18 protein-coding genes are annotated in these 22,764 nt (G+C 59.6%); 12 read left to right on the top strand and 6 right to left on the bottom strand.

Features of this window, described 5'->3' with window-relative positions; all coding sequences use genetic code 11:
- Window positions 1-38 precede the first annotated feature (38 nt).
- Together BLX41_RS33045 and BLX41_RS33040 are read left to right on the top strand one after the other, a co-directional pair.
- The gene (locus BLX41_RS33045) at window positions 39-2,321 is read left to right on the top strand and encodes a KAP family P-loop NTPase fold protein (RefSeq protein ID WP_123728256.1); all 2,283 of its coding nucleotides are present in this window, start codon (window positions 39-41) and stop codon (window positions 2,319-2,321) included.
- 219 nt (window positions 2,322-2,540) lie between these two features.
- Window positions 2,541-3,290, top strand: a complete 750-nt coding sequence (locus BLX41_RS33040) for an SDR family NAD(P)-dependent oxidoreductase (RefSeq protein ID WP_123728255.1) — start codon at window positions 2,541-2,543, stop codon at window positions 3,288-3,290.
- Here the strand turns inward: BLX41_RS33040 and BLX41_RS33035 are convergent.
- A complete protein-coding gene (locus BLX41_RS33035; RefSeq protein ID WP_123728254.1) occupies window positions 3,287-4,204 on the bottom strand; it encodes an AraC family transcriptional regulator in 918 nt (305 codons plus the stop codon). The genes BLX41_RS33040 and BLX41_RS33035 overlap by 4 nt on opposite strands.
- A gap of 132 nt (window positions 4,205-4,336) precedes the next feature.
- On the opposite strand from BLX41_RS33035, the gene BLX41_RS33030 reads away from it, so the two are divergent.
- Both BLX41_RS33030 and BLX41_RS33025 read left to right on the top strand, forming a co-directional pair.
- Window positions 4,337-5,809, top strand: a complete 1,473-nt coding sequence (locus BLX41_RS33030) for an aldehyde dehydrogenase family protein (protein WP_123728253.1) — start codon at window positions 4,337-4,339, stop codon at window positions 5,807-5,809.
- Between the two features lie 366 nt (window positions 5,810-6,175).
- Entirely contained in the window at window positions 6,176-7,273 is a 1,098-nt protein-coding gene (locus tag BLX41_RS33025; protein ID WP_123728252.1) for a DmpA family aminopeptidase, read from the top strand.
- Between the two features lie 107 nt (window positions 7,274-7,380).
- Here BLX41_RS33025 and BLX41_RS33020 read toward each other — a convergent pair whose 3' ends face one another.
- On the bottom strand, window positions 7,381-8,190 hold the full coding sequence (locus BLX41_RS33020) for a helix-turn-helix transcriptional regulator (protein ID WP_123728251.1): 810 nt from the start codon (window positions 8,188-8,190) through the stop codon (window positions 7,381-7,383).
- Window positions 8,191-8,304: 114 nt separating this feature from the next.
- Between BLX41_RS33020 and BLX41_RS33015 the strand changes: the two genes are divergently transcribed.
- Complete coding sequence (locus BLX41_RS33015) at window positions 8,305-9,120, top strand: carbon-nitrogen hydrolase family protein (RefSeq protein WP_123728250.1); 816 nt, start codon at window positions 8,305-8,307, stop codon at window positions 9,118-9,120.
- A gap of 99 nt (window positions 9,121-9,219) precedes the next feature.
- Complete coding sequence (locus BLX41_RS33010) at window positions 9,220-10,320, top strand: polyamine ABC transporter substrate-binding protein (protein ID WP_123728249.1); 1,101 nt, start codon at window positions 9,220-9,222, stop codon at window positions 10,318-10,320.
- 35 nt (window positions 10,321-10,355) lie between these two features.
- On the opposite strand, the gene BLX41_RS33005 is transcribed toward BLX41_RS33010, so the two are convergent.
- A complete protein-coding gene (locus tag BLX41_RS33005; protein ID WP_123728248.1) occupies window positions 10,356-11,582 on the bottom strand; it encodes an MFS transporter in 1,227 nt (408 codons plus the stop codon).
- A 304-nt stretch (window positions 11,583-11,886) separates the two neighbouring features.
- Window positions 11,887-12,594 carry a peptidoglycan DD-metalloendopeptidase family protein gene (locus BLX41_RS33000; RefSeq protein ID WP_123728247.1) on the bottom strand — a complete coding sequence of 236 codons (708 nt, stop codon included), beginning with the start codon at window positions 12,592-12,594 and terminating at the stop codon, window positions 11,887-11,889.
- 577 nt (window positions 12,595-13,171) lie between these two features.
- Here BLX41_RS33000 and BLX41_RS32995 point away from each other — a divergent pair.
- The 6 genes from BLX41_RS32995 to BLX41_RS32970 all read left to right on the top strand — a co-directional run bounded on the left by BLX41_RS32995 (window position 13,172) and on the right by BLX41_RS32970 (window position 19,272).
- Window positions 13,172-13,720 (top strand): fimbrial protein, encoded by a 549-nt coding sequence (locus BLX41_RS32995; protein WP_123728246.1) that lies wholly within the window; start codon window positions 13,172-13,174, stop codon window positions 13,718-13,720.
- Window positions 13,721-14,291: 571 nt separating this feature from the next.
- On the top strand, window positions 14,292-16,784 hold the full coding sequence (locus BLX41_RS32990; protein WP_123728245.1) for an outer membrane usher protein: 2,493 nt from the start codon (window positions 14,292-14,294) through the stop codon (window positions 16,782-16,784).
- 99 nt (window positions 16,785-16,883) lie between these two features.
- A complete protein-coding gene (locus BLX41_RS32985; RefSeq protein WP_123728244.1) occupies window positions 16,884-17,639 on the top strand; it encodes a fimbria/pilus periplasmic chaperone in 756 nt (251 codons plus the stop codon).
- 66 nt (window positions 17,640-17,705) lie between these two features.
- On the top strand, window positions 17,706-18,227 hold the full coding sequence (locus BLX41_RS32980; protein WP_123728294.1) for a fimbrial protein: 522 nt from the start codon (window positions 17,706-17,708) through the stop codon (window positions 18,225-18,227).
- Between the two features lie 26 nt (window positions 18,228-18,253).
- On the top strand, window positions 18,254-18,721 hold the full coding sequence (locus BLX41_RS32975) for a fimbrial protein (protein ID WP_123728293.1): 468 nt from the start codon (window positions 18,254-18,256) through the stop codon (window positions 18,719-18,721).
- Window positions 18,722-18,735: 14 nt separating this feature from the next.
- The gene (locus BLX41_RS32970; protein ID WP_123728243.1) at window positions 18,736-19,272 is read left to right on the top strand and encodes a fimbrial protein; all 537 of its coding nucleotides are present in this window, start codon (window positions 18,736-18,738) and stop codon (window positions 19,270-19,272) included.
- Window positions 19,273-20,223: 951 nt separating this feature from the next.
- Here the strand turns inward: BLX41_RS32970 and BLX41_RS32960 are convergent.
- Both BLX41_RS32960 and BLX41_RS32955 read right to left on the bottom strand, forming a co-directional pair.
- On the bottom strand, window positions 20,224-22,224 hold the full coding sequence (locus tag BLX41_RS32960) for a peptidase U32 family protein (protein WP_123728241.1): 2,001 nt from the start codon (window positions 22,222-22,224) through the stop codon (window positions 20,224-20,226).
- A 124-nt stretch (window positions 22,225-22,348) separates the two neighbouring features.
- The gene (locus BLX41_RS32955; protein WP_123728240.1) at window positions 22,349-22,729 is read right to left on the bottom strand and encodes a RidA family protein; all 381 of its coding nucleotides are present in this window, start codon (window positions 22,727-22,729) and stop codon (window positions 22,349-22,351) included.
- Window positions 22,730-22,764: the final 35 nt, after the last annotated feature.

Raw genomic sequence — 22,764 nt, 5'->3', positions numbered from 1 at the left:
CCGCAGGGAAACGCAAACCAGCACAAGGACGTAAGCAGATGTCGGTAACACAGGCCTTTACCGCCCCGGGCGGGCACGATGCGGCGCTCACCCAACGCGCCGACGACCTCCTGGAGCGTTGGCCTGTGGCCAAGCTGATCTATCGCATGATTACCGCGACGCCCTTGGGCTGGTCGACACGAATTGGGCTCTATGGCCAGTGGGGCAGCGGCAAGACCAGTGTGCTGAATTTTCTACAGCAGATTGCCGAGGATGCAGATGACATCGTTGTACGTTTTCCTGCGTGGCAGGTCACAGGGGAGGAGGGGTTCATTGCTCAGTTCTATCTGCAACTGACTGCAGTATTGGAGCACAAGGGCTTGGCCGAACCCTTGCAGCCCTGGCTGAAGCGCTTGAGCAAAAAGGTCACTGATACCCTGAACAAAGTGTCGAATTCCGCTGCGCAGGTGACGCTTCCCGACTCCGCCGAGTACGCCCCGATGATCAGTGCCGCAGCCCATGTCTCGGGGGTGGTCTTTGACAAACTCAGTGGCATGCTGCAGCTGGATGCAGAAGACCTGAATGCGCTGCATCAACAACTGGGAAAGAGGCGGGTGATCGTCTTTATCGATGACCTCGACCGGGCCGACCCGAAGGTCCTTCCGCAGACGCTACTGGCCTTGCGAGAGTTGCTCGACTGGCCGGATTTCGTGTTTGTCCTGGCCTTCGACAAGGAGGTGGTCAGCCGAGCGCTGCACAGCTACTCCGCGGCCTTTGGTGAGTCTGCCCAGCATTTTCTCGACAAGATCATCGACGTGCCCTTCACCTTGCCGGCGCCGACGCCCAAGCAGGTGCAGAGAATGGTGGCTAAGAGTCTGCAGGACAGCTGTGGGTTCCTGCCGCCCCTGGCCATTGAGCAGTGCGCCCAGTGGTTTCCCGGTAATCCGCGCTATGCCAAGCGCATCTGCCGCAGCCTGTCGGTCTTCGGCGCGGCGCATGATCGACACGAAAAGGACGAGCTGGATTGGCGCGGGATTATCCTGCAGACCCTGTTGCGCGAGAGCGAGCCGGGCATGGCGGAGTATTTCACGCAGAACTACCAGGAGATCAGCAGTGCGTTCAGGCCACCGATGTTAACTTCGCCCAATGAAGAGGCGTGCAACCGGCACCGGCAGGCCGCGCTGGCCATGACGCCCCATGCCGCCAACAGCCCTCAAGGCACCTGGGCGCTGGGGCTGTTTGAGGAGGTGACGAAAGCCCGGATCGATAGCCAATCGTGGCTGGAAAAAATCAACTACGAGATGAGCCTGGCGGTGCTTGTACCGGCCTTTACCTTTCCTGGTCTCAAGCAGTTCTTCAACACCTGGCGTGAGCACAGGGCTGTGCGGATTATTCATGAATTCATCGATGGGGCAGTGGAAAGAAGTGGCGAAGCTGAATCGGCCGTGGCTGCGGACATGCTCAAGGCGGTCAATATTCTCTATGCCCAGCTGCACAAGGAGGCGCACTCGAACTACTCGCGCGACGCATTTGAAAGCTCCGCCGGAAAGTGCGTAGACCTGCTGGAACTGATGGCGCTGTTGTATGGCGGCAAGCTGGAAGGTGAGCTGGCCGTTGTCGGTCGTGAACCTGATACCTGTGTTACGGCGATCCGGACCTTCTTTGATTTCTTGAGCCAGGATGACACCGCGCTTGATCGCGAGCTGCGTCAACGTGAACGGGCGCTGGCCTGTGACATTGCTCGGCGTTGCAACGACCCTACGGTGATTTATCGTCAGGCCCAGGAGTTGCAGAACAACCTGACTCACAGCCGGCAGGACCCGGAACTGCGAATGGCTTATCTGCAGGACATAAGCCAGTCAGTGATACCGGAGCTCATCAGTCGGGCCCTGGAGCTTTTCTTCACGCCCAACGGCATCGCCAACGCCTATCTCACGGGGGAGTCGAAGTACCTCTGGGTCCTGAACCCCATGACTTCCCCCTTGTATCAAACACCGGATGCAGTACAGCAACTGGAGCGACTCATGCGGCGCCCGAGAGACCCTCGGCAGCAGGCGGTAGTGGCCGAAAACGCAATGAGCTACCTGGGCAACTTCGGGCTGGAGCAGGACGGGTTAATCTCGCTAATACCCCAGTACTCGGCACCGGTTCATGCTAGGTACATTGAGTTGGCCTGGGAAGCGCTGATGCGGGTTGAGCCGAGAATACAGACGCTGGTCTACCTGGAGGAGTTGCACCGGCGACTGGTGCGCGGTGGCGTGGCAGTGGAACTGCTGCCGCTGCCCGAGTGGTGGAATGGCCGGGAGGGCGACATTCGGCACCCACTGCAAAGCCTGTTGTGATCCGCAACTTTCGATCAGCCTTGTGTAGCTGCCATCATGCCGTCGCTTCACAGTGTTCCTGACGCACGCGGCGAGCGAGCCTTCCACTGCCCTGGACGCTGGAGCAAGTTTCCCGGCTTTTGAGTCATTAACACGCCCGGACCTCAGGCTTAAGCTCAATCCATCGCCCGCTACCACTGGGCGAACGGATCACTGACGAGCACAGCGCAAGGTTCAAGCATGAAAAAACTGGAAAAGAAAATCGCCCTGGTCACCGGCTCCTCCAAGGGCATCGGCGCCGAGATTGCCCGGCAACTGGCTGCGGAGGGGGCCACGGTCATCGTCAACTACACCCGCAGCCAGGCCGACGCCGACCAGCTGGTGACGCAGATTGTCGAGCAGGGCGACAGGGCTTTTGCGGTCCAGGCCGATGTGTCCAATGGCCTTGAGGTCAAGACGCTGTTCAAGACCATCGGCCACCAGTACGGCCACCTCGATATCCTGGTGAACAATGCCGGGGTCTATTCCACCGGGGCCCTGGCCGAGGTCACCGAAGAAGCGTTTCACCGGCACTTCGACTTGAACGTGCTGGGTCTGATTCTCTGCTCCCAGGCCGCCCTTGAATACTTCAACCCGGCCGGGGGCAGCATCGTCAACATCAGTTCCAGCGTCACTTCGTTTACCCCGGCCAACTCCACGGTCTACACCGCGTCCAAAGGGGCGGTGGACGCCATTACCCGCACCCTGGCCAATGAACTGGGGGCCAGGAAGATCCGGGTCAACTCGGTGAACCCGGGGCTGGTGGAGACCGAGGGGGTGCACGCCAGTGGTTTCTTCGCCGACGAGTTCCGCAGCCAGATCGAGTCCATCACCCCACTGGGGCGGATTGGTGCACCTCGGGACATCGCGCCGGCGGTGGCCTTCCTGGCCTCGGACGATGCCGGCTGGATCACCGGCGAGACCCTGATCATCGGCGGAGGCTTGCGCTAGAGGCTTTGTTGCCCGCGCTGATAGTGCCTCGGCGCCTCGCTCATCACCCGCTTGAACGCAGTACTGAAGGCGCTTTCCGATTCATAGCCAAGGGAAAAGGCGATGCTGGAAATGCTTGCGTCGGAATTGCGCAAGCGGTCGCTGGCCAACAGCATCCGCCAGCGCGTCAGGTACTCCATGGGGGCGACCCCGACAATGGTTTTGAAGCGCAGGGCAAAGGCCGAACGCGACATGTTGGCCAGGCGCGCCAGCTCTTCCACGCTCCAGCGCCGTGCAGGCTCGCCATGCAGGGCGCTGATCGCGGCGCTCAGATGACGGTCGGCCAGGCCGGCAAACCACCCGGTGCCTTCACTGTCGAGGGTGTCCAGGTGCGCCCGCAGCACTTCCACGAGCATGATGTGGGCCAGGTGTTCCGTCATTAATGAGCGCCCCGGCTTGTGCTGGTGCAGCTCCGAGGTAAAGCGCTCCAGGGCCCAGCGCAGGATCGACGCCTGGGCTGAAACGCCGGTCAGGTGGACCAGGGAGGGCAGGGTGCTGAGCAGGACCTGGGCCGGCACTCCGGTGAACTCGAAGCGACCGCCCACCAGCTGGGTTTCCTGGCCACCGTAGTCGAGGGTGATCTCATCCTTGGCGATGCGCCGAAAGTGCTGCTCGGAATCGAGCGGAACCTGGGTCAGGTCACTGTAGAGGGCAAAGGGCGCGCCCCGGGTCATCAGGAAACAATCGCCTTGTTGCAAGCGTTGTGGCTGTTGTTCGCCCTCAACCCATAACCAGCCGCCGCCCTGAACCACAGTGGTGAACTTGATCCCGGCATTTTCGGGAAAGCTGAACGCCCAATCGCCTGCCAACTTCAAAGTTGCAGAGTGATAGTTGCGCACTCGCAATAAGGAAAGAACACCCGAAAGTGGGTCCATGGATAAGCCTTTTTAAATAGTGAGATGCTGGAGGGAACTCTAACATCGAGATTGTTGTGCTGGATATATAAACCTTATCTCGATGGGCATCGGCAATATGATCTTCAATCGTTAACTTGTAGAGGCATTGATATGACTGTTTTATTTGATCCTGTTTACGGTCCGTTGATTAACGGCGTATTTGAAAGCAACGACAATGCTCCCGTTCCCGCCCTTGATCCGGCCACGGGCCAATGCCTGGCGCACATCCATTACTGCAATGGGGCTGATGTAGATCGTGCGGTTGACGCCGCCCAGGCGGCCTTTGCCGACTGGAAGGCACTGGGGCAGCAGGAGCGGGGCCGGTTGATCAATGCCCTGGCCGACGCGGTGGAGGCCGACAGCGAACGCCTGGCGCGGATCGATGCCCAGGATGTCGGACGCTGCATCAGTGAAGTGCGCAAGGACTATCAAACAGCAGTGCGTCACTACCGCTACTTTGCGGCGGTGATCATGGCCCATGAGGACTATGGCCGGGAGATCGCCGGTGGCTACGCCCTGGGCAAGCGTGAACCCTTGGGCGTCTGTGGGCAGATCATTCCATGGAACGCACCGGCCATCATGGCCGCGTTCAAACTGGCACCGGCCCTGGCGGCAGGCAACACCGTGGTCCTGAAACCCGATGAAAACGCTTCGCTGTCGACCCTGGAGCTGGGCAAGCATATTGCGCGGATTTTCCCCGCTGGGGTGGTCAATATTGTGCCTGGTCTCGGGGAAGTGGTGGGCGCAGCCCTGAGTGCCCATCCGCTGGTGCGCAAACTGTCGTTCACCGGTAGCACCGAGGTGGGAAGGCTCGTTGCCGGGGTGGCTGCAGAGCGCCTGGTGCCGGCCACCCTGGAACTGGGGGGCAAGAGCGCGAATATTGTGTTTGCCGATGTCGAAGATCTCGACGCCGTGGTGGACAACGCCACCTTTGCCGCCATTCACAACAACGGGCAGTCGTGCCTGGCCGGCACCCGGCTGTTTGTCCACGCGGATATTTTCGAGACCTTCAAGGACAAACTGATCGAGTCGTTCCAGCGGGTCAGGGTCGGTGCGCCCCTGGAGGAAGACTCCCGCGTCAGTTGCCTGGTCTCCGCCAATCAGGGCCGCAAGGTCCTGGCATACATCGATGCAGGCATAGCAGAGGGGGCCACGCTACTGGTGGGTGGTACTCGGGTCGAAGTAGCCGGTTGTGAGGCAGGCTACTTCATCCAGCCCACGATATTGCTTGCCCGCAATCACATGCGCATCTGCCAGGAAGAAATTTTCGGTCCGGTGCTGTCGTTGATCCAGTGGAGCGATTATGAGGAGATGATCGCCCAGGCCAATGACACCGAGTACGGCCTGGCTGCCGGGATCTACACCAGCAACCTGAAGAACGCCATGAGCACTGCCAACCGCCTGGAAGCCGGTTCGGTATGGATCAACCGCTACTCCAACATCAGTGATGGCACGGCCTTTGGCGGCTACAAGAACAGCGGTATCGGTCGTGAGTTCTGTCGTGAAACCTTGAATGCCTACACCCAGATCAAAACAATTACGGTCCAGGCTGAAGTGCCGGCACCCTGGTTTGCTCCGCGGTAGATCCCTGCTGTTCCCGGAGCGCTGAAAGGTATTCTCTTCAGAGTGGATTTTGCTCGGTTGAATGTATTGCCTAATAGGTGAAGTCGCTGTTTGTGATTCTTGAGTGGCTTGTTTGGAGTTGAGTGGACTGGCTTTTTCGAAGGTCAAGGCAGGCTGATAACTTCTGCCGCTCAAGAATATTTTTGGGTCTATTTTTATTAACTTTGTTTCGGCGGTGGTATCAACTTTTTCGGCGTGACCAGCTCGCTTTAGTTGCCCTCCGTCGGGCATTACCCTGCCTGGGGTAACAAATGAGGGTTATCGTCAATAGCGTTGCAGGTTCCTACACTTCGAGCCCTTAATCGATCGAATGTGGAGAGTGCAACAATGCGTTTACGCGACCTTGGCATCACCTTGGGTTCGGGTACCCCAGGCGTCTACAACGCGATTACCGATGTGCCCGGCGTACGGGTCGGCCATCACACCCTCAGCCTGGAAACTGCCGAGGCTTGCATTCATACCGGGGTGACGGTGATCGAGCCGCGGGCTGGATCGGCGCACCTGGAACCCTGCTTTGCCGGGGTTCATGTGCTCAATGGCAACGGCGACGCCACGGGCCTTGAGTGGATTCGCGAAGCGGGCCTGCTGGCCTCGCCGATCGCCTACACCAATACCCACAGTGTCGGCGTGGTACGCGATGCGCTGGTGGCGGCCGAGCGGGAGATGGCCAAGCAACACACCTACTGGTGCATGCCGGTGGTACTGGAAACCTACGACGGCGTGCTGAGCGATATCTGGGGGCAGCATGTCACGGCCGAGCATGTCACGGCGGCCTTGAGCGAAGCCTGTTCCGGGCCTGTGGCCGAGGGCAATGTCGGGGGCGGTACGGGGATGATCTGTCACGAATTCAAGGGGGGCATCGGCACGTCATCGCGGGTCTTGAGCCAGGAGCAAGGCGGCTGGACCGTCGGCGCGCTGGTTCAGGCCAACTATGGCGTGCGCGAGGAGTTGCGCGTGGCAGGTTACCCGGTGGGTCGGGTGCTGGCTGACGTGGCCTCGCCGTTCAAGGGCGCGAGCAATGTCGGCGAGCCGGGCATGGGCTCGATCGTCATCACCATTGCCACCGATGCCCCCTTGTTGCCGCACCAGTGCACCCGGCTGGCACAGCGGGCCAGTGTCGGTCTGGCGCGGGTCGGTGGCGGTACTGAAGATTCCAGTGGCGATATCTTCCTGGCGTTCTCGGTGGGCAACCGCAATCTGCCAGTGGCCAATCACGGGCATCCGGGGGCGCCGACCACCGCTTTGCAGATGGTCAATAACGACTACATCTCGGCGTTGTTCCTGGCGGCTGCGGACGCGGTGGAGGAGGCGATCCTCAATGCGATGCTGGCCGCCGATGACCTGAGCGGCTGCGGCAGCCAGGTCCTGGCCTTGAAGCCCGAACGCCTGCTGGCCGCCTTGGAGCAAGTGGGCTGGCGGCCCTGAAACCGATCGGACGGCAGCCGGCGGCGGGTTGATCCGCTGCCCGCCTGCTCCGTGATTTGAGCTGGCGAGCGCACCTTGAGTGGTCCGCTCGCTTTTTTTTGCCCCTTCTAGGGTTGCTCGCCACCTTCCTGAGCCTGCAGGAACAGGGCAAACAACTCGGACTGGGACTTGATCCCCAGCTTGCTGTACAGGTGCTTGCGATGGACCTTTACGGTCTCGGCGGAAATCGCCAGCTTGCGAGCGATCTCCTTGTTCGAACAGCCGCTGAGCAGCAGCTGGACCACATCCATCTCCCGCGCTGAAAGGGCCGTGCCCGATTGCAAGGTGGCCTGTTCCAGGCGGCTCTGCCAGCTGGGCGCGGTTTGTGGCGCATCCGCCGACTCACGCTCGAACACCAGCCGCTGGCGCATCAGCGCCGCGACCCAGGGTTGGACCAGGCCGAGCAGGGCGGTCTGCTCGGGGCTGAAGCGACACTGGCAGCCCAGGGACAGGCTCAGGGTGCGCGCGCCATCGAGCTGGACGTTGATGTGCACCTCGTCGGCCACCACGTTCAGGCGGAAATAGCGCTGGTAGTAATCGGTCTGTTCAAAGCATTCCGGCGCCACGTCCTCCAGGCGAAACAGGCCGCTGCGGGGCGTTTCCCGATTGTGGATATAGAAGGGGTCCAGCAGGTAGAGGCCCTTGAGGTAGTCCTGGAACAGCGCGTCCGGCTCGCCGTCCGCCGCCGGGGACTCGGCCAGTACCTGGGGCCGGCCGGGGCTGAAGACCAGCACCACCCAATTGTCCACGGGCACATAGTGTTGCAACAGGCGCACCAGTGCGCTCCAGAAATGGTCCCGGTCCAGGGTGTCGATCAAGCGGCCTACGGCATCGTGCCAGGCTACGTCCTGCAAGGTCAGGTGTGTTTCGCTACCCATAGCGGGGTACCCCATCGAAGTGATTCTGTGCCGCGTGGCGGCGCTCCATACTCTGTGCGTCCCCGGCGCCTGCAGCGGCGATCGGGGCACCTCCAACGCGTGCAAGGATCAACGATGAAGATCGAACTGGTGCAACTGGCTGGCCGTGACGGCGACAGCGTTTATAACCTGGGGCGGGTGCTCGAAGCCATTACAACCTGCGCCGAGGACACCGATCTGCTGGTGTTTCCCGAGACGTGCCTGACCGGGTTCATCGGCACCGAACAACTACCCCTGTGCGCCGAAACCCTCGCAGGGCCAAGCGTGCAGGCGGTGCTGCAAGTGGTGCGCCAGCGTAATGTCGCGGCCGTCATCGGCCTGGCGGAAAGCGCTGAAGGCCGTTACTACAACACCTCGTTGCTGGTGACCCCCGAAGGCATCGCGCTGCAGTATCGCAAGACCCATCTGTGGCCCTCGGAGCGAGGTGATTTTTGTCCCGGCGACCGTTACGCCACGGTGCTCTGGAAAGGCCTGCGGGTCGGCATCCTGATCTGCTACGACATCGAATTGCCGGAAAGCGCCCGGGCCCTGGCGCAGCTGGGTGCCGAGCTGATCATCGTCACCAACGGCAACATGGACCCCTATGGGCCGGTGCACCGCACCGCGATCATGGCCCGGGCCCAGGAAAACCAGCTGTTCGCAGTCATGGTCAACCGAGTGGGTGAGGGCGACGACGGGCTGGTGTTCGCCGGCGGCAGCGCTGCCATTGATCCGTTTGGGCGGGTGCTGTTCGAGGCCGGGCGCGACGAATGCCGGCAACGGGTCAGACTCGATCCGCAGCAGCTCCAGGCCGCCCGCCGCGACTACCACTACCTCAGCGACCGCCGCTTGCTGTTGCTCGGCGAACGGATCGACCACCCGGACGGTCGTCGCGAACTGTTGATTCCCTGACCGGCCTTCACCGCTCTGATTGCTGCCACAACAATCCCAATATCAGCAGGCGCGGTGCCGGTCCCCAAGGGCCGGGTACTGGCGCTGTGGAGTATCCCGATGAAAACTATCCACCCCCTCCGATGGGCCCTGGCTTGTGTGTTCGGCTTCAGCCTGGCCTGTGCCGCCAATGCCGAGCCCCAGGTGCATATCTACAACTGGTACGACTTCATCGCCCCGGACACCACCAAGGACTTCCAGGCGCAAACCTCGATCGTTGCGACCTACGACGTGTTCGACAACAGTGATGTCATGCAGAGCAAACTCATGGCCGGCCGCAGCGGCTACGACGTGGTGGTCGCCACCGGCGACCTGCTGCCGAACCTGATCAAGGCCGGAGTGCTCAAGGAACTGGATCGCAGCCAACTGCCCAACTGGTCCCACCTGGACCCGCAGATCCTGGCCAAGGTCCAGGGCAACGACCCAGGCAATCGTTACGCCGTGCCCTACCTGTGGGGCACCACCGGCATTGGCTATGACGCCGACAAGGTCAAGGCCATCCTCGGGGCCGACGCCCCGGTGGACTCCTGGGACCTGATCTTCAAGGAAGACAACGTGGCCAAGCTCAGCCAGTGCGGCGTGGCCATGCTCGATGCCCCCGGCGAGGTCATTCCCATCGCCTTGCACTACCTGGGCTTGCCCTACAACAGCCAGAACCCCGAGGACTATCGCCAGGCCGAGGCCCTGTTGCTGAAATTGCGCCCCCATGTGCGCTACTTCGACTCCTCGAAGTTCATCACTGACCTGGCCAATGGCAACATCTGCGTGGTGCTGGGCTGGGCCGGCGGCGTGCTGGACGCCAGGACCGCCTCGGAAGCCGCCGGCAATGGCCGCCATATCGAATACCGCATCCCTCGGGAAGGCGCACCGATCTGGGTGGAAAGCCTGGTGCTGCTCAACGATGCCCCCAATCCGCAACAGGGGCTGCAGTTCATCGACTACATGCTGCGCCCGCCAGTGATCGCCCAGACCACCAACTACCTGAAGTACCCCAATGGCAACCTGGCCGCCAAGGCGCTGATCGACCAGAAGATTCGCGACAACCCCAGCGTCTACCCCAGCCAGTCGGTGCTCGACTCCCTGTTCCCGCTGGAGCCGCTGCCATTGAAACTGGAGCGGGTTCGCACCCGGGTCTGGAGCAAGGTCAAGAGCGGCAGCTAGCGGTGAGTGATTGCGGCTTGGCCCCTGCGTTGGCACTAAGGCCGCGCGGGGGCAAGGCGGACCTTGTGCGCCATCAGCCACAGTGCGCTGCCGACCATGAGAAACAGCATGAGCGCACTGTGGACGGCCCGGGCCATGCCTGATGCATCCAGCACAAACCCGAGGGGAATCGGCACGGCGTTGAACAAGTAGATCGTCATGTAGAAGTAGGCGATGAGCTTGCCGTGTCCACGGCCCACGGCCAGTTGATTGATCAGCCGGGCACTGCCGACAAAGATCGCGCCGTAGGCATAGCCGCCGACGATCAGGGCCAGCACTGCCAGGAGCAAAGAGCCTTGGTAGAAGGCCATCAGCAACATGACGAAGGCGAGGTTCTGGCACTGCAGGCCACTCAGCAGGGCGCGCCGGGCCTCGAGGCGCTGGCAGAACAGCTGGCTGGCCCCGGCGATCAGCAGATAGGCCGATAGGCCGTAGCCAAACGCTCCGTGATCATGCAACCCCAATAACTGCTCCGCAGCGCCGGGACCGATCACGAACACACAGGCGGCAAACGACCAGCTGAAAAACACCGCCCAGGCGCACAGGTGATAGGGCACGCCAATGCCTTTCAGGCTCTGGAGCAGGCCCGGCGCCTTGATCGGCGGCGTGTTGGCAACGGCCGTCGGGACGGTCGGCGATGACGGCCAGCATCCCAGCACCCCCAGGATGGCCACCAGACCCAGGAACATGATCAGCCAGAACGGCAGCGCCCTGGGATAGAGGTCCAGTTGCAAGGCGGCACCACTGAGCAGCGGCCCCAAGGCCAGCCCCACGACCATCGCCAGGGTGGCCAGCAGCGCCGCGAGCTTGCCGTTGTCGGCTGGACCGAAGCGCACCAGCGCCATGTTGATGCCGGCGGTCATCGCCCCGGAACCTACACCGGCGATCAGGCGCCCCGTACCCAATTGCCATAAGGAACTGCCCTGGGAAAAAAGCCAGGCGCCAAGCACCACGAGGGCGGCGGAGGGCACCAAGAGTCTGCGCAGATCCTGCAGGCGCCCGGCGAACCCGGCCAGGGTCAGCAGCGACAGCAGGACGCCTGCGCCGTAGACGCCGAAGATCAATGTCAGCTCCACGGAACTCAACTGCAGCTGTTGTTTATAGAAGGGGTACAGCGGCGTCGGCACGCTGCTGTTCATCAGGGACACCATCAGTGACAGCGTCAGAAAGAGTAGAAAGACCGGTGATGGCGCTTTATTGCAGGCGTGCGGACTCGTGGACATGACTTATCCAGGCCAATGGCTGTATATGCATGGCGGTAAAGGAGGTGGACGAAGCGAAGAGAGGAATGGCGGGCAGGTTATCGGATGATCGATAACCGAGGTGCTTTGCCGGACAACTCTCGGGATAGGGAAAGAGAGTGGAGCAGAGGTAAAAAAGCGCCTCTCAAACCTTGATGCAAATGATAGCGCCGGGCTCGGTCACTACCATGCTCGAAACCCCTGAGTTCATTTTCCTGCGTCCAGTGTGGCGAAGCGGTGCGGGCAATAGGGCGGATCGAGCGTCATCGCCGTCGAGCGCCTCGACTCAACCCGGCGGCAACAACCGCAACGGGTCCACTGGTACGCCATTGGCGCGGATCTCGAAATACAACTGGGCACGGTCGGTGTCCTGGGACCCGGCCTCGGCAATCTTCTGGCCCTTGATCACCATCTGGCCTTCCTTGACTACCAAACGGCTGTTGTAGGCGTAGGTGCTGGTGTAGGAGGGACCGTGCTGGAGGATCATCAGGTTGCCGTAGCCGCGCATGTAACCGGCGAACGCCACCTTGCCGCCCAGGGTGGCATGGATCGGCTGGCCCTGGGTGGTGGCGATGCGGATGCCCTGGTTGAGCTTGCCGGTGGGGGAGAAACGACCGATCAGCACCCCGCGCAGCGGCCAGCTCCAGCCTTGCAAGGTGACCTTGGGCATCGGCGGCGCTGGAGGCGCGGCCTTGCCCTTGCTCTTGCTGGCGGTGCTGCGCGACTTGCTGCTGACCACCCGGGTGGTCCTGGTCGCGCCGCCGACCCGCAGCACCTGGCCGACTTCCACGGTATAGGGCGCCTTGAGGCCGTTGAGCCGCGCCACTTCCTTCCAGTTGGTGCCGTTGCGGCTGGCAATCGAATACAGCGTGTCACCACGCTTGACCCGATACTCACCGGCCTTGAGGGGCGCGGTGCCGCCAGGGCTGGAGGAATTGGAGCTGCAGGCCGATACCGCCAGCAGTAGTGCAATCAATAGAAGTCTTACCAACACACGGCAACCATTAAGTCCTGATAAAGCCCTGCAGCTCGAGCTGCCCGCGACGCGCCAGGCAAGCCGGCAACTATACCTGTTTGCGGCTTGAGAGGCGCGTTATAGACCGCAACAAGCAGGGTTAAATTCAATCAGGATGTCACTGCGTACAGGCTTTTGTCCGTCGTTTCCCTGCCTGGGGCGCTGCGACCGTGCAAACTGGATGAACCCTCGCTCCTGCCATCAACCTAAGGCAGTTCAGGCCGTGAGGAGCTCTATGCATTTTGCCCAGTCGATTCATTTACTACAGGCTGTTGCCAGTCCTCTCAACTTCAGGATCAAACACTGGTGCTGGCTGCATTAGCTCAATAGGTGTGAGGACCGACTACTCAGTTCGATATATCGAGCGCAAGAATTTTCTTGGATGCCCTCGAGACGTATCCTGAGCCATTGCTTGACAGGGACTGTTAGAATTATTTTCAGCACTTAACTATTAAGAAAAGGTATCGAAAAATAAGTTGACGCCAGTCAATTTTCTTTTCGATTTCTGTTTTCGGGTGCTATCCCTTCTCAAGGATATTCACTAAGGACTTTATAGATGAACTTCAGCAAAGTGGCAGCCGCTGTTACAGCAGTTGTTCTCGGTGCAGCATCTGTTGTTAGCATCGCGGCAGATCCAGTGGCTAAAGATCAAGGGCGCGGGACTGTGACGTTTACCGGGGCGGTTATTGATTCGCCTTGCTCTATCAGTTCAAACTCTGTCGACCAGGTTGTAGAGTTGGGTTTGATCTCCAATGGAGTGTTACAAGCCAATGATGGCAAGGGAACCTCAAAGCCGAAGAATTTTGAAATTCAACTTGAGGGTTGCAGTGTAGCGACTGCCAAGACGGTTACAACTACTTTTACAGGTGCTGCAGGCAAAGATAAGCGTTTGGGTGTCACCGGTAACGCTAAGGGTGTCAGTATTGTAATTGCTGATGGCGCAGGTGCGCCGATTGACTTGGGCAAACCAACTGTGGGCCATGGCCTGCAGGAAGGAAACAATACTCTGCTGTTCTCCGCTTACATGCAGGGTGATGGGGTGGCGGCTGATATTGTTCCGGGTGATTTCAAGGGTGTTGTGGACTTCAGTCTGGCTTATCAGTAAACCCGGCTGCCTTAAGGTCGTGTATGGGGGGCAACCCTCGTGCACGGCTGTCCACTCTATTGCTTTACCACTGTGTGTACTTGAGTTCATGTTTTCGATGTCGTTTATCGGCAGAGAGACGGTGTTAGTAGTCGTACGTTGGTGCAAGTGTCGAGATGCTATGCCTCGGCGCAAGTGTACGCCGGTGAGTAAAGTATAAAGATGGTTGTCCTGATGTTAATAATGTGCTGGAGGAGCAGGCGGGGAACGCATTTTTTGGCTATGAGATTGGTGGAGTGGATATTGCTCAAGTTAGTACCCCCATCCTGGACTTTTCTTGATGATGAGTGGGGCAGCATTAGATAATAACTATCGGGTTGTTCAGGCTGTCTGTAGGCAATAACGAAAATATTTCGTGCGGAAGAGTGTTTTTTATCTGCACGATTTAGAGTGGGCTACTGTTGAGTTTTCGTTTTCGTTCTGCTTTTTAAAAGTGAGTCTCTTCCCTCCCTATTTATATGTTCAGTGAAAAGTCTGAGCCTGTACGGTTGTTATAGCGACGCTTTATGGGTAAGTAAAAGGTCAAGGGACTATGATTTTTCCTGATGCGGGATTTTCATTTTTTTGCTTGCGATATGTTTTTTTGTTTGTTGCGCTTGCCGTCAATGGTTTTATGTCTGTGCGAGCTGATGATATTGAGTTTAATAGTGATTTTCTGGACGTAAAAGACCGCGCCAATATTGACTTTCTACAGTTCTCTCGCCCTGGTTACATCATGCCTGGTGAGTATGTCATGTCCGTGCACGTCAATCGTCAGGAGTTGCCGGAACAGCCTGTTGTCTTTCTTGCTCCAAGTCCTGGCGCAAGTGAGGCGTGTATTACTCCCTCATTGGTTGAGCTACTGGGGTTGAAAGCGGATGCAAAGAAACAGCTGACTTGGTGGCATCAGGGACAATGCTTGTCACTGGACAGTCTTGCTGGCATGTCCAGTCGTGCAGAGTTGGGTAGCTCCTCGTTGTACATCAGTATTCCGCAGGCATACCTGGAGTACACCTCGGACAATTGGGATCCGCCGTCACGTTGGGATGAGGGTGTCTCTGGGGTGATATTGGACTACAACCTGAATGCACAGATGCTGCGTCATCAACAGCAAGCGGGCGACGGTTATGACGTCAGCGGCAATGGTGTCGTAGGGGTGAACATGGGGGCGTGGCGTTTGCGTGCTGATTGGCAAGCCCGCTACGAGGATCAGGCCGGCACTGGCAGGACGAAGAAAAGTCTGGATTGGACGCGTTACTACGCCTATCGGGCAATCCCGGCCCTAGGGACAAAGTTGACGGTCGGGGAGAGTTATTTGAGCTCCGACATTTTTGACAGCTTTCGCTTTGCCGGGGCCAGCCTGGTGACGGATGACAGTATGTTGCCGCAAAACTTGCGCGGTTATGCGCCGGAAGTGACCGGGATTGCCCGAACCAATGCCAAGGTGACCATCAGCCAGCAGGGGCGGGTGCTGTATGAGACACAAGTACCCCCCGGGCCATTCCGGATCCAGGATATTCATGACTCCGTTTCCGGACAGATGGATGTTCGGGTAGAGGAACAGGATGGCAGTGTTCAGGAGTTCAAGATGGATACAGCCAGCGTTCCCTACCTGACTCGCCCAGGCTCGGTGCGCTACAAGCTGGCGAGCGGTCGCCCATCGGATTGGCAGCACCAGGCCAATGGCCCGGTATTCGCTGCCGGAGAGTTTTCCTGGGGGGTGAGCAATGGTTGGTCACTGTACGGCGGCGGTGTCGTGGGTGGCGAGTATGACGCGCTGGCGCTGGGTATCGGGCGTGACCTGATGCAGTTTGGTGCCTTGTCGTTTGACGTGACTCGCTCCTCGGCCGGCTTGCCGGAGGAGGGGACCTTGAGCGGCAATTCTTTTCGACTGAGCTATTCCAAGAATTTCGACCAATACGACAGTCAAGTGACGTTTGCCGGGTATCGCTTCTCGGAGCGGGACTTTATGAGCATGAGTGAGTATCTGGATGCACGTGTCACCGGCACTCGCTCCGAGAACAATAAGGAGATGTACACCGCCACGGTCAACAAGCAGTTTCGTGACCAGGGGCTAAGTGTGTATGTGAACTATAGCCACCAGACGTATTGGGGGCGTCCGGCCAGCGATCGATACAACGTATCCCTGGCGCGTTATTTCGATGTGGGTCGCTTCAAGAACTTGAGCGTTTCGCTGACGGCATCGCGTAGCAATTACAACAACACCAGTGAGGATGCCATGTACCTCTCAGTGTCAATGCCATGGGAGGGTAGGGGTTCGGTCAGCTACAACAGCTCCGTGAATGGTAACGACGCCTCTCATCAGGTGAGCTACTACGATCGATTCAGTGGTCATGACCGCTACCAGTTGAGTGCTGGGCAAAGTAGTAACGGCAAGGCGGCGAGCGGTTACTACACACATCGCGGCGATATTGCCGAAATGAACGCCAGCGCCAGCTACCAAGAGGGCAGTTACTCCTCTGCGGGGTTGTCAGTGCAGGGCGGCGCCACTCTCACGGCGCAAGGGGGAGCGCTGCATCGCGCCGGAGTACTGGGAGGGAGTCGTATCTTGCTTGATACCGATGGCGTTCCCGGGATTCCTGTCCGAGGTTACGGCGAGACCACCAATAGCAATCGGTTTGGCAAGGCGGTGGTGGCGGACGTGAGCAACTACTACCGCAACCGGCTGAGCATAGACCTCAATGCCTTGCCTGAAAGCGCCGAGGCCACACGTTCCGTGGCGCAGGCGACGTTGACGGAGGGAGCGATCGGCTACCGTCGGTTTGACGTGGTTGCGGGAGAGAAGGCCATGGCGATCATACGCCTGGCAGACGGCTCACCGCCGCCATTCGGCGCCACGGTGAGGAATGCAAAAGAACAGGAAGTAGGGATTGTGAGTGAGGGTGGCAGCATTTACCTGAGCGGCCTCAAGGCCGGTGAGCAGATGACGGTGAGTTGGAACGCCCAAGCGCAGTGTGTGCTTGAGCTGCCGCAGACACTGCCGAGCGGCGACGAGGACTGGCCGCTCCCGTGCCGCCAATTGTAGGGAAAGCCAACCCGGTTGCACTGGTGTGATAGGAGGGCGCAGGTGCGTTCTTGCTAGGCCGGTGGCCATTGAAAAAGCCTTTAAAGTGAGTACGACGCTATGACATCGAATCTCAAACGTGCGCTTCCATACGGCTTACTGCTATGTGGCTTGGTTGCCCAGCAAGCCAATGCCGCCATTGCGCTGGATCGTACCCGAGTGATTTTTGACGGATCGCGGAAGTCCGTCAGTCTGAACCTGAGTAATGAAAACAAGCAACTGCCCTATCTGGCACAAGGGTGGATCGAGGATGCCGAAGGTAACAAGATCACAACCCCCCTGGTGGTACTGCCACCGGTGCAGCGGATAGAGCCCGGGGCAAAAAGCCAGGTGAAAATCCAAGGACTGCCAGTGATCAACCGACTGCCGCAGGATCAGGAGTCGCTCTTCTACTTCAACCTGCGTGAGATCCCGCCGCGCAGTGACAAGCCCAACTCGCTGCAAATTGCCCTGCAAACACGCATCAAGCTGTTTTACCGGCCCCTGGCAATTGCAGCGGCCCAAGGCGAATCGGCGCTGCAGTGGCAAGAGCAGATGACGCTGACGCGCCAGGGAGACAAGTACCTGATCAACAATCCGACGCCTTACTACGTGACGATCGTGGACGCTGCCAGCACGGTGACAGGGAAGACGGCCGCGGGGTTTGAGGCACTGATGATCGCCCCTAAAAGCCAGGATACGTTGACGGCTGCAGCCAGCGTATTGGGCAATAGCCCGGTGCTCACTTACGTCAACGACTATGGCGGCCGGCCGCAGCTGCAATTCAGCTGCAGCGCCAACACTTGTGTGGCTGCACCGGTGAAGAAGGTCAAGTAGTGAGTGCCTGGGATCAGAAGCCAGATATGCAACCTGATTCTGCTCGGTTATGACCTGGGAGGCGAGATGACTGTTCAGAAGAAGTTCATCTGTCAGCCACTGTTTTTGCAAGTTGCAGTGCTGCTTGGTTGCATATTGCCCCAAGCAACATCCGCAGCAACCACGGTACAGGGGAGCGCCACCATATCGGTCACCATTATTGCGCGGCCATCGTGCGTCATTAACAACAATCGAGTGATCGAGGTGGATTTTGGCAATGATATGTTGACTACCGGCGTAGATGGCAGCAACTACGAGAAACGGGTGAGCTACACCCTGGAGTGCAAGACCGGCAGCAAAAACGAAATGAGAATGTTCATCCGTGGACGGCTGGCGGGGTTTGGCGACGGGCTTCTGGGAACGACTAACGCTGATGTGGGTGTGCGTATCCGGCTCAACGGTATCGCTATGCCTGTGGGAGAAAGAGGGCAGTCTTTCACGGCGCCGAGTACCCCGCAGCTAACCGCCGTGCCTGTTAAACGGCCGGGCTCGACGTTGACTGGCGGCTACTTCTCGGCAGGAGCCATCATGTCGGTGGAATACAATTGAACGGGTATGGGGGGCAGCTTCTGCGCATGAGTGTGATGCTGGTAACGCTACTCACGGGTAAAGTCCTCTTGGCCGCGGACAATATGACGTTTCGTGGCACGCTCAATGAGCCGCCGCCCTGCAGCATCAACAACGGTGAAACCATTGAAGTCAATTTCCAGCGCGTTGGCATCGGCAAGGTCAACGGCATCAACTACCGACAGGTGGTTAATTACCACATCAGTTGTGCGACGGGAATCGGCGCTCCGCAAGTAACCCTCGCCGTTAGCGGCAATAGAACCACCTTCGACCAGGCCGCGATAAAAACCACTAAGGAGCATCTGGGTATACGGCTGTTGTATAACGGCCAGCCGTTCATCCTGGATAAACCTATCCCTATCGATCCAAAACAATTGCCGCTGCTCGAAGTAGTACCGGTAAAGGAGCCGGGGAGCTGGACGTTGATCGAGGGGACGTTTGAAGCGACGGCGACCCTACAAGCGCAATATCAATAAAGGAAGGCGTACCGATGCGAGGATACGACGCTCGTCGCGCTGTATGGTGTGGCCTGGCGGGGGTGCTGCTGAGCCTGTCCGCCCACGGCGCGGACAATATGCGTTTTCATGGCGTTCTGGTGGCGGAGCCTTGTGTGATTCCTCCGGGCGCAGAATCCATTGCGCTGGAGTTTGGCACGGTAATCGACAAATACCTGTATCTGAACAAGCGCACCCGTGGGCAGTCGTTTCAAATACGCCTGACAGGATGCGACCTCAGTCTCGGCAAAAGTGTGAAAGTTGCCTTCAGTGGTATTGAAAGCCCCGTGCTGCCGGGGCTGCTGGCCTTGAATGAGGGCAGCCAGGCATCCGGTATTGCCATCGGCTTCGAGACATCTCAGGGGCAGGCATTGCCACTGAACAAGGGCGTAGCGGGGTATCCGCTGACGGCCGGAAGCAGTCTGATCGAGCTCAAGGCCTATGTGCAGGGCGAGCCGAAGGCAATAGCAAATAAGAGCATCGAGAAAGGACCGTTCAGCGCTGTGGCGACGTTCAGTCTTGAATATGACTAAAGGACCAACAAACGAGATGTTGACTCGATTAGAGGGCCAAGGGCTATTGAGACTCGCCGGTACTGGAACGGCCTGGCGCCCGTCCCCTGGATGGAGCATACGCTTACGCATGGCGTGCATTGCGACATTAACCTTGGCCGTAGGCGTTAAAGCCGAAGCGGCAGAGCTGAAACTCAGTGCGAATGGGCTTACCGCCAACTTGTACACTGATATATACGAAGTATCGAGGCTGAGCAGATACTCGGCGCCCCAAAAATGGACCGACCCCTCTATGCGGGTTGTGGTGAGGGGGCCGGGATGGGTCTATAGCAGTAACGGCTTCTTGTATGATCCTAATATTGACGTATGGGTGGTAAACGAATACCTGAAAAAAGGATTGCCGCAGCTCATACTCTCATCGGGCCGTCCGCCGACAAGCTTCGAGGACACCCACGTATACGTGGAGTATTTTGACAGAGATTCGGTGACCACCTACCAAGGCAATATGACAGTCGGCGGTGTCCCCATGCCCCCACCCATCCCGTCCTGTGACGTTAGCGCACAATCGATAGACTTGGGCACCCTGGACTCGACTGCGATACAAGGGGTAACCAAGACTAGTACCGTAACGGTACGATGCAGCTCTACCGCATCAGGCACCCTCACCGCTGTCGGCCAGAATAATCAGCAAACGGTGAGCTTTTCCGGAAACCCTAGGCTAAAGGGTATATTGAGAGTTAACGGCGCGACAGCATACCAGATGACCGCAGGCCCCTATGGGAACAGTACACAGTGGAGCGTGAAACTCGATGACCAAGGAGCCGGAACGCTCTCTTCCGGAACCTACACCGGCGTCGCGGTACTACGATTTACTATTAACTGACTCTGAGTCCGCCGGGCCAGAAGGTTGATCTGCTGTTCCTGCCGGTACTGGCTGGGCGCGGTGATACAGGCACCGCGCCAGCCGTTCACTCAGTGCGGCGCGCGGTGAATTGTCTTGAGCAGGTCTTCGGGACTGATATGGCCGACGACGGATTCGGCGGCGCTGCCCGGCAGCGGCAGGTCGAGGATATGGCCCTTGATTTTGCCCACCACGTGCATCTCGCAGGGTTTGCAATCGAACTTCAGGGTCAGCACCTCGTCACCGTGCACCAGTTGCATCGGTGCCACCTTGGTGCGCACGCCGGTCACGCCCTTGGCCTGCTTGGGGCACAGGTTGAAGGAGAAGCGCAGGCAGTGCTTGGTGATCATCACCGGCACGTCGCCGTGCTCTTCGTGGGCCTCGAACGCGGCATCGATCAGTTGCACGCCGTGGCGGTGGTAGAAGTCCCGGGCCTTCTGGTTGTACACGTTGGCCAGGAACGACAGGTGCGACTCCGGGTACACCGGCGGCGGGTTGCTTTCGGCCTTGCGCCCGCCCCGTGGATGAGCGGCGACGCGGGCCGTGTCCAGAGCTTCGATGACTTCCCGGCGCAGGGCCTTGAGCTGGGAGTTGGGGATGAAGTACGCCTGGGGCGCATCCAGCTTGATGTCAGTGGCGTGGTAGAGGGTGGTGCCCAGTTGCCCCAGCAGGTCCTGCAGTTGGCCAAGGGCCTGCTCCGGCTTGTTGGCCACGCCGAACGGGCCGTCCAGGGCGACGCTGGCGCTGATGCCTTCTTCGCTGGTGGCGGTCAGCTCCAGACGCTCTTCGCGCAGACGGGCCAGCCAGGACAGGCCAATGCGCCGCTCGGCGGAAGTGCGGGTCAGGGCCTGCTGCCAGTTGTGGTCGAGGTTGCGGCTCAGCGGATGGTTCGGACGCAGGCGCTGCAGGGCTTCGGGCATCTCGTTGGGCTCGACCCGATAGCGGTAGCGTTTCTCGCCGTCTTCTTCGAATTCGCCACGGGCTTCGGCAATGTTGGCGCGGAACCCCACCACTTCGCGCTTGACCAGCAGGTTGAGGCCGTCGCCGTTGGACAGCGGCTCGAAGGTCACCACTTGCAGGTCGCGCTTGCCGACCTTTTCCACGGTGCCCACAGGCAGCCCGGTAAAGGTCGGTGAATCGAAGGCGCCGATGTCGATCTTGCGCTCGCTGACGAAGTAGTCGGTGCTGCCACGGTGGAAGGTCTTGTCCGGATCGGGGACGAAGAAGTGCGCGGTGCGGCCGCTGGAAGCGCGGGCCAGATCCGGACGGTCTTCGAGAACGTCGTCCAGGCGCTGACGGTAGTAGGCCGTGATGTTCTTCACATAGGCCATGTCCTTGTAGCGTCCCTCGATCTTGAACGAGCGCACGCCGGCTTCCACCAGGGCGCGGATGTTGGCGCTCTGGTTGTTGTCCTTCATCGACAGCAGGTGCTTCTCGTAGGCGATCACACCGCCGTGCTCGTCTTTCAGGGTGTAGGGCAGGCGGCAGGCCTGGGAGCAGTCGCCACGGTTGGCGCTGCGACCGGTCTGGGCGTGGGAGATATTGCACTGGCCGGAAAAGGCCACGCACAAGGCGCCGTGAATGAAGAACTCGATGGCCGCGTCGGTTTCGGCGGCAATGGCGCTGATTTCCTTCAGGTTCAGTTCACGGGCCAGTACCAACTGCGAGAAACCGGCCTGGTCGAGGAACCTGGCCCGCTCCAGGGTGCGGATATCGGTCTGGGTACTGGCGTGCAGCTCGATGGGCGGAATATCCAGCTCCATCACTCCCAGGTCCTGGACGATCAACGCATCGACACCGGCGTCGTACAACTGGTGGATCAGCTTGCGCGCCGGCTCCAGTTCGTTGTCGTGGAGGATGGTGTTGAGGGTGGTGAACACCCGGGCGTGATAGCGGCGGGCGAATTCCACCAACTGGGCGATCTCGCCCACCTCGTTGCTGGCGTTGTGACGGGCGCCGAAGCTCGGGCCACCGATGTACACCGCGTCGGCGCCATGCAGGATGGCTTCGCGGGCGATGGCGACGTCGCGAGCGGGGCTGAGCAGTTCCAGGTGATGTTTGGGCAAGGACATGTTTTTTTAGTCAGGCTTATCAGGGTCAAGGCGCGCATTGTAGCGGCGAAACGCTTGCCCGGCACCCGTGTCCTGCCAGGTGGCGGCCGCGCCGGGTGCGCGGCCACCGGATAGCGTCGACGGATCAGGCCTTGGCGGCCATCGCCGTGACTTCCACACGCATGCCTTCCACCGCCAGAGCGGCCACACCAACGGCGGCGCGTACCGGCCATGGCTTGACGAAGAAGCGCTGGTAGACCTGATTGAACGCGGCGCGGTCGGCCATGTCGGTGAGGTAGATGGTCAGGTGCATGACCCGGTCCATGGAACTGCCGGCCCGCTCCAGGGCCACTTTCAGCGCCTGCAGGGTGCATTCGCTTTGCAGGGTGATGTCCCCCAGTTCCAGGCTGCCATCGGCGCGGGTCGGGATCTGGGTCGAGACCAGGATGCCGTTGAACGCGGCGACGTCGGAGGAGATGGAATCGGCGTCCGGGTCGGGGGTGAAGACGAGGTCTGGGTGGGCCATGGGGATCTCTTGTTCGAGGGGAAAAAGGTTCGCAA

The organism is Pseudomonas protegens, assembly GCF_003732485.1.
Taxonomy (GTDB): domain Bacteria; phylum Pseudomonadota; class Gammaproteobacteria; order Pseudomonadales; family Pseudomonadaceae; genus Aquipseudomonas; species Aquipseudomonas protegens_B.
This window is presented reverse-complemented; position numbering and strand designations above follow the sequence as displayed.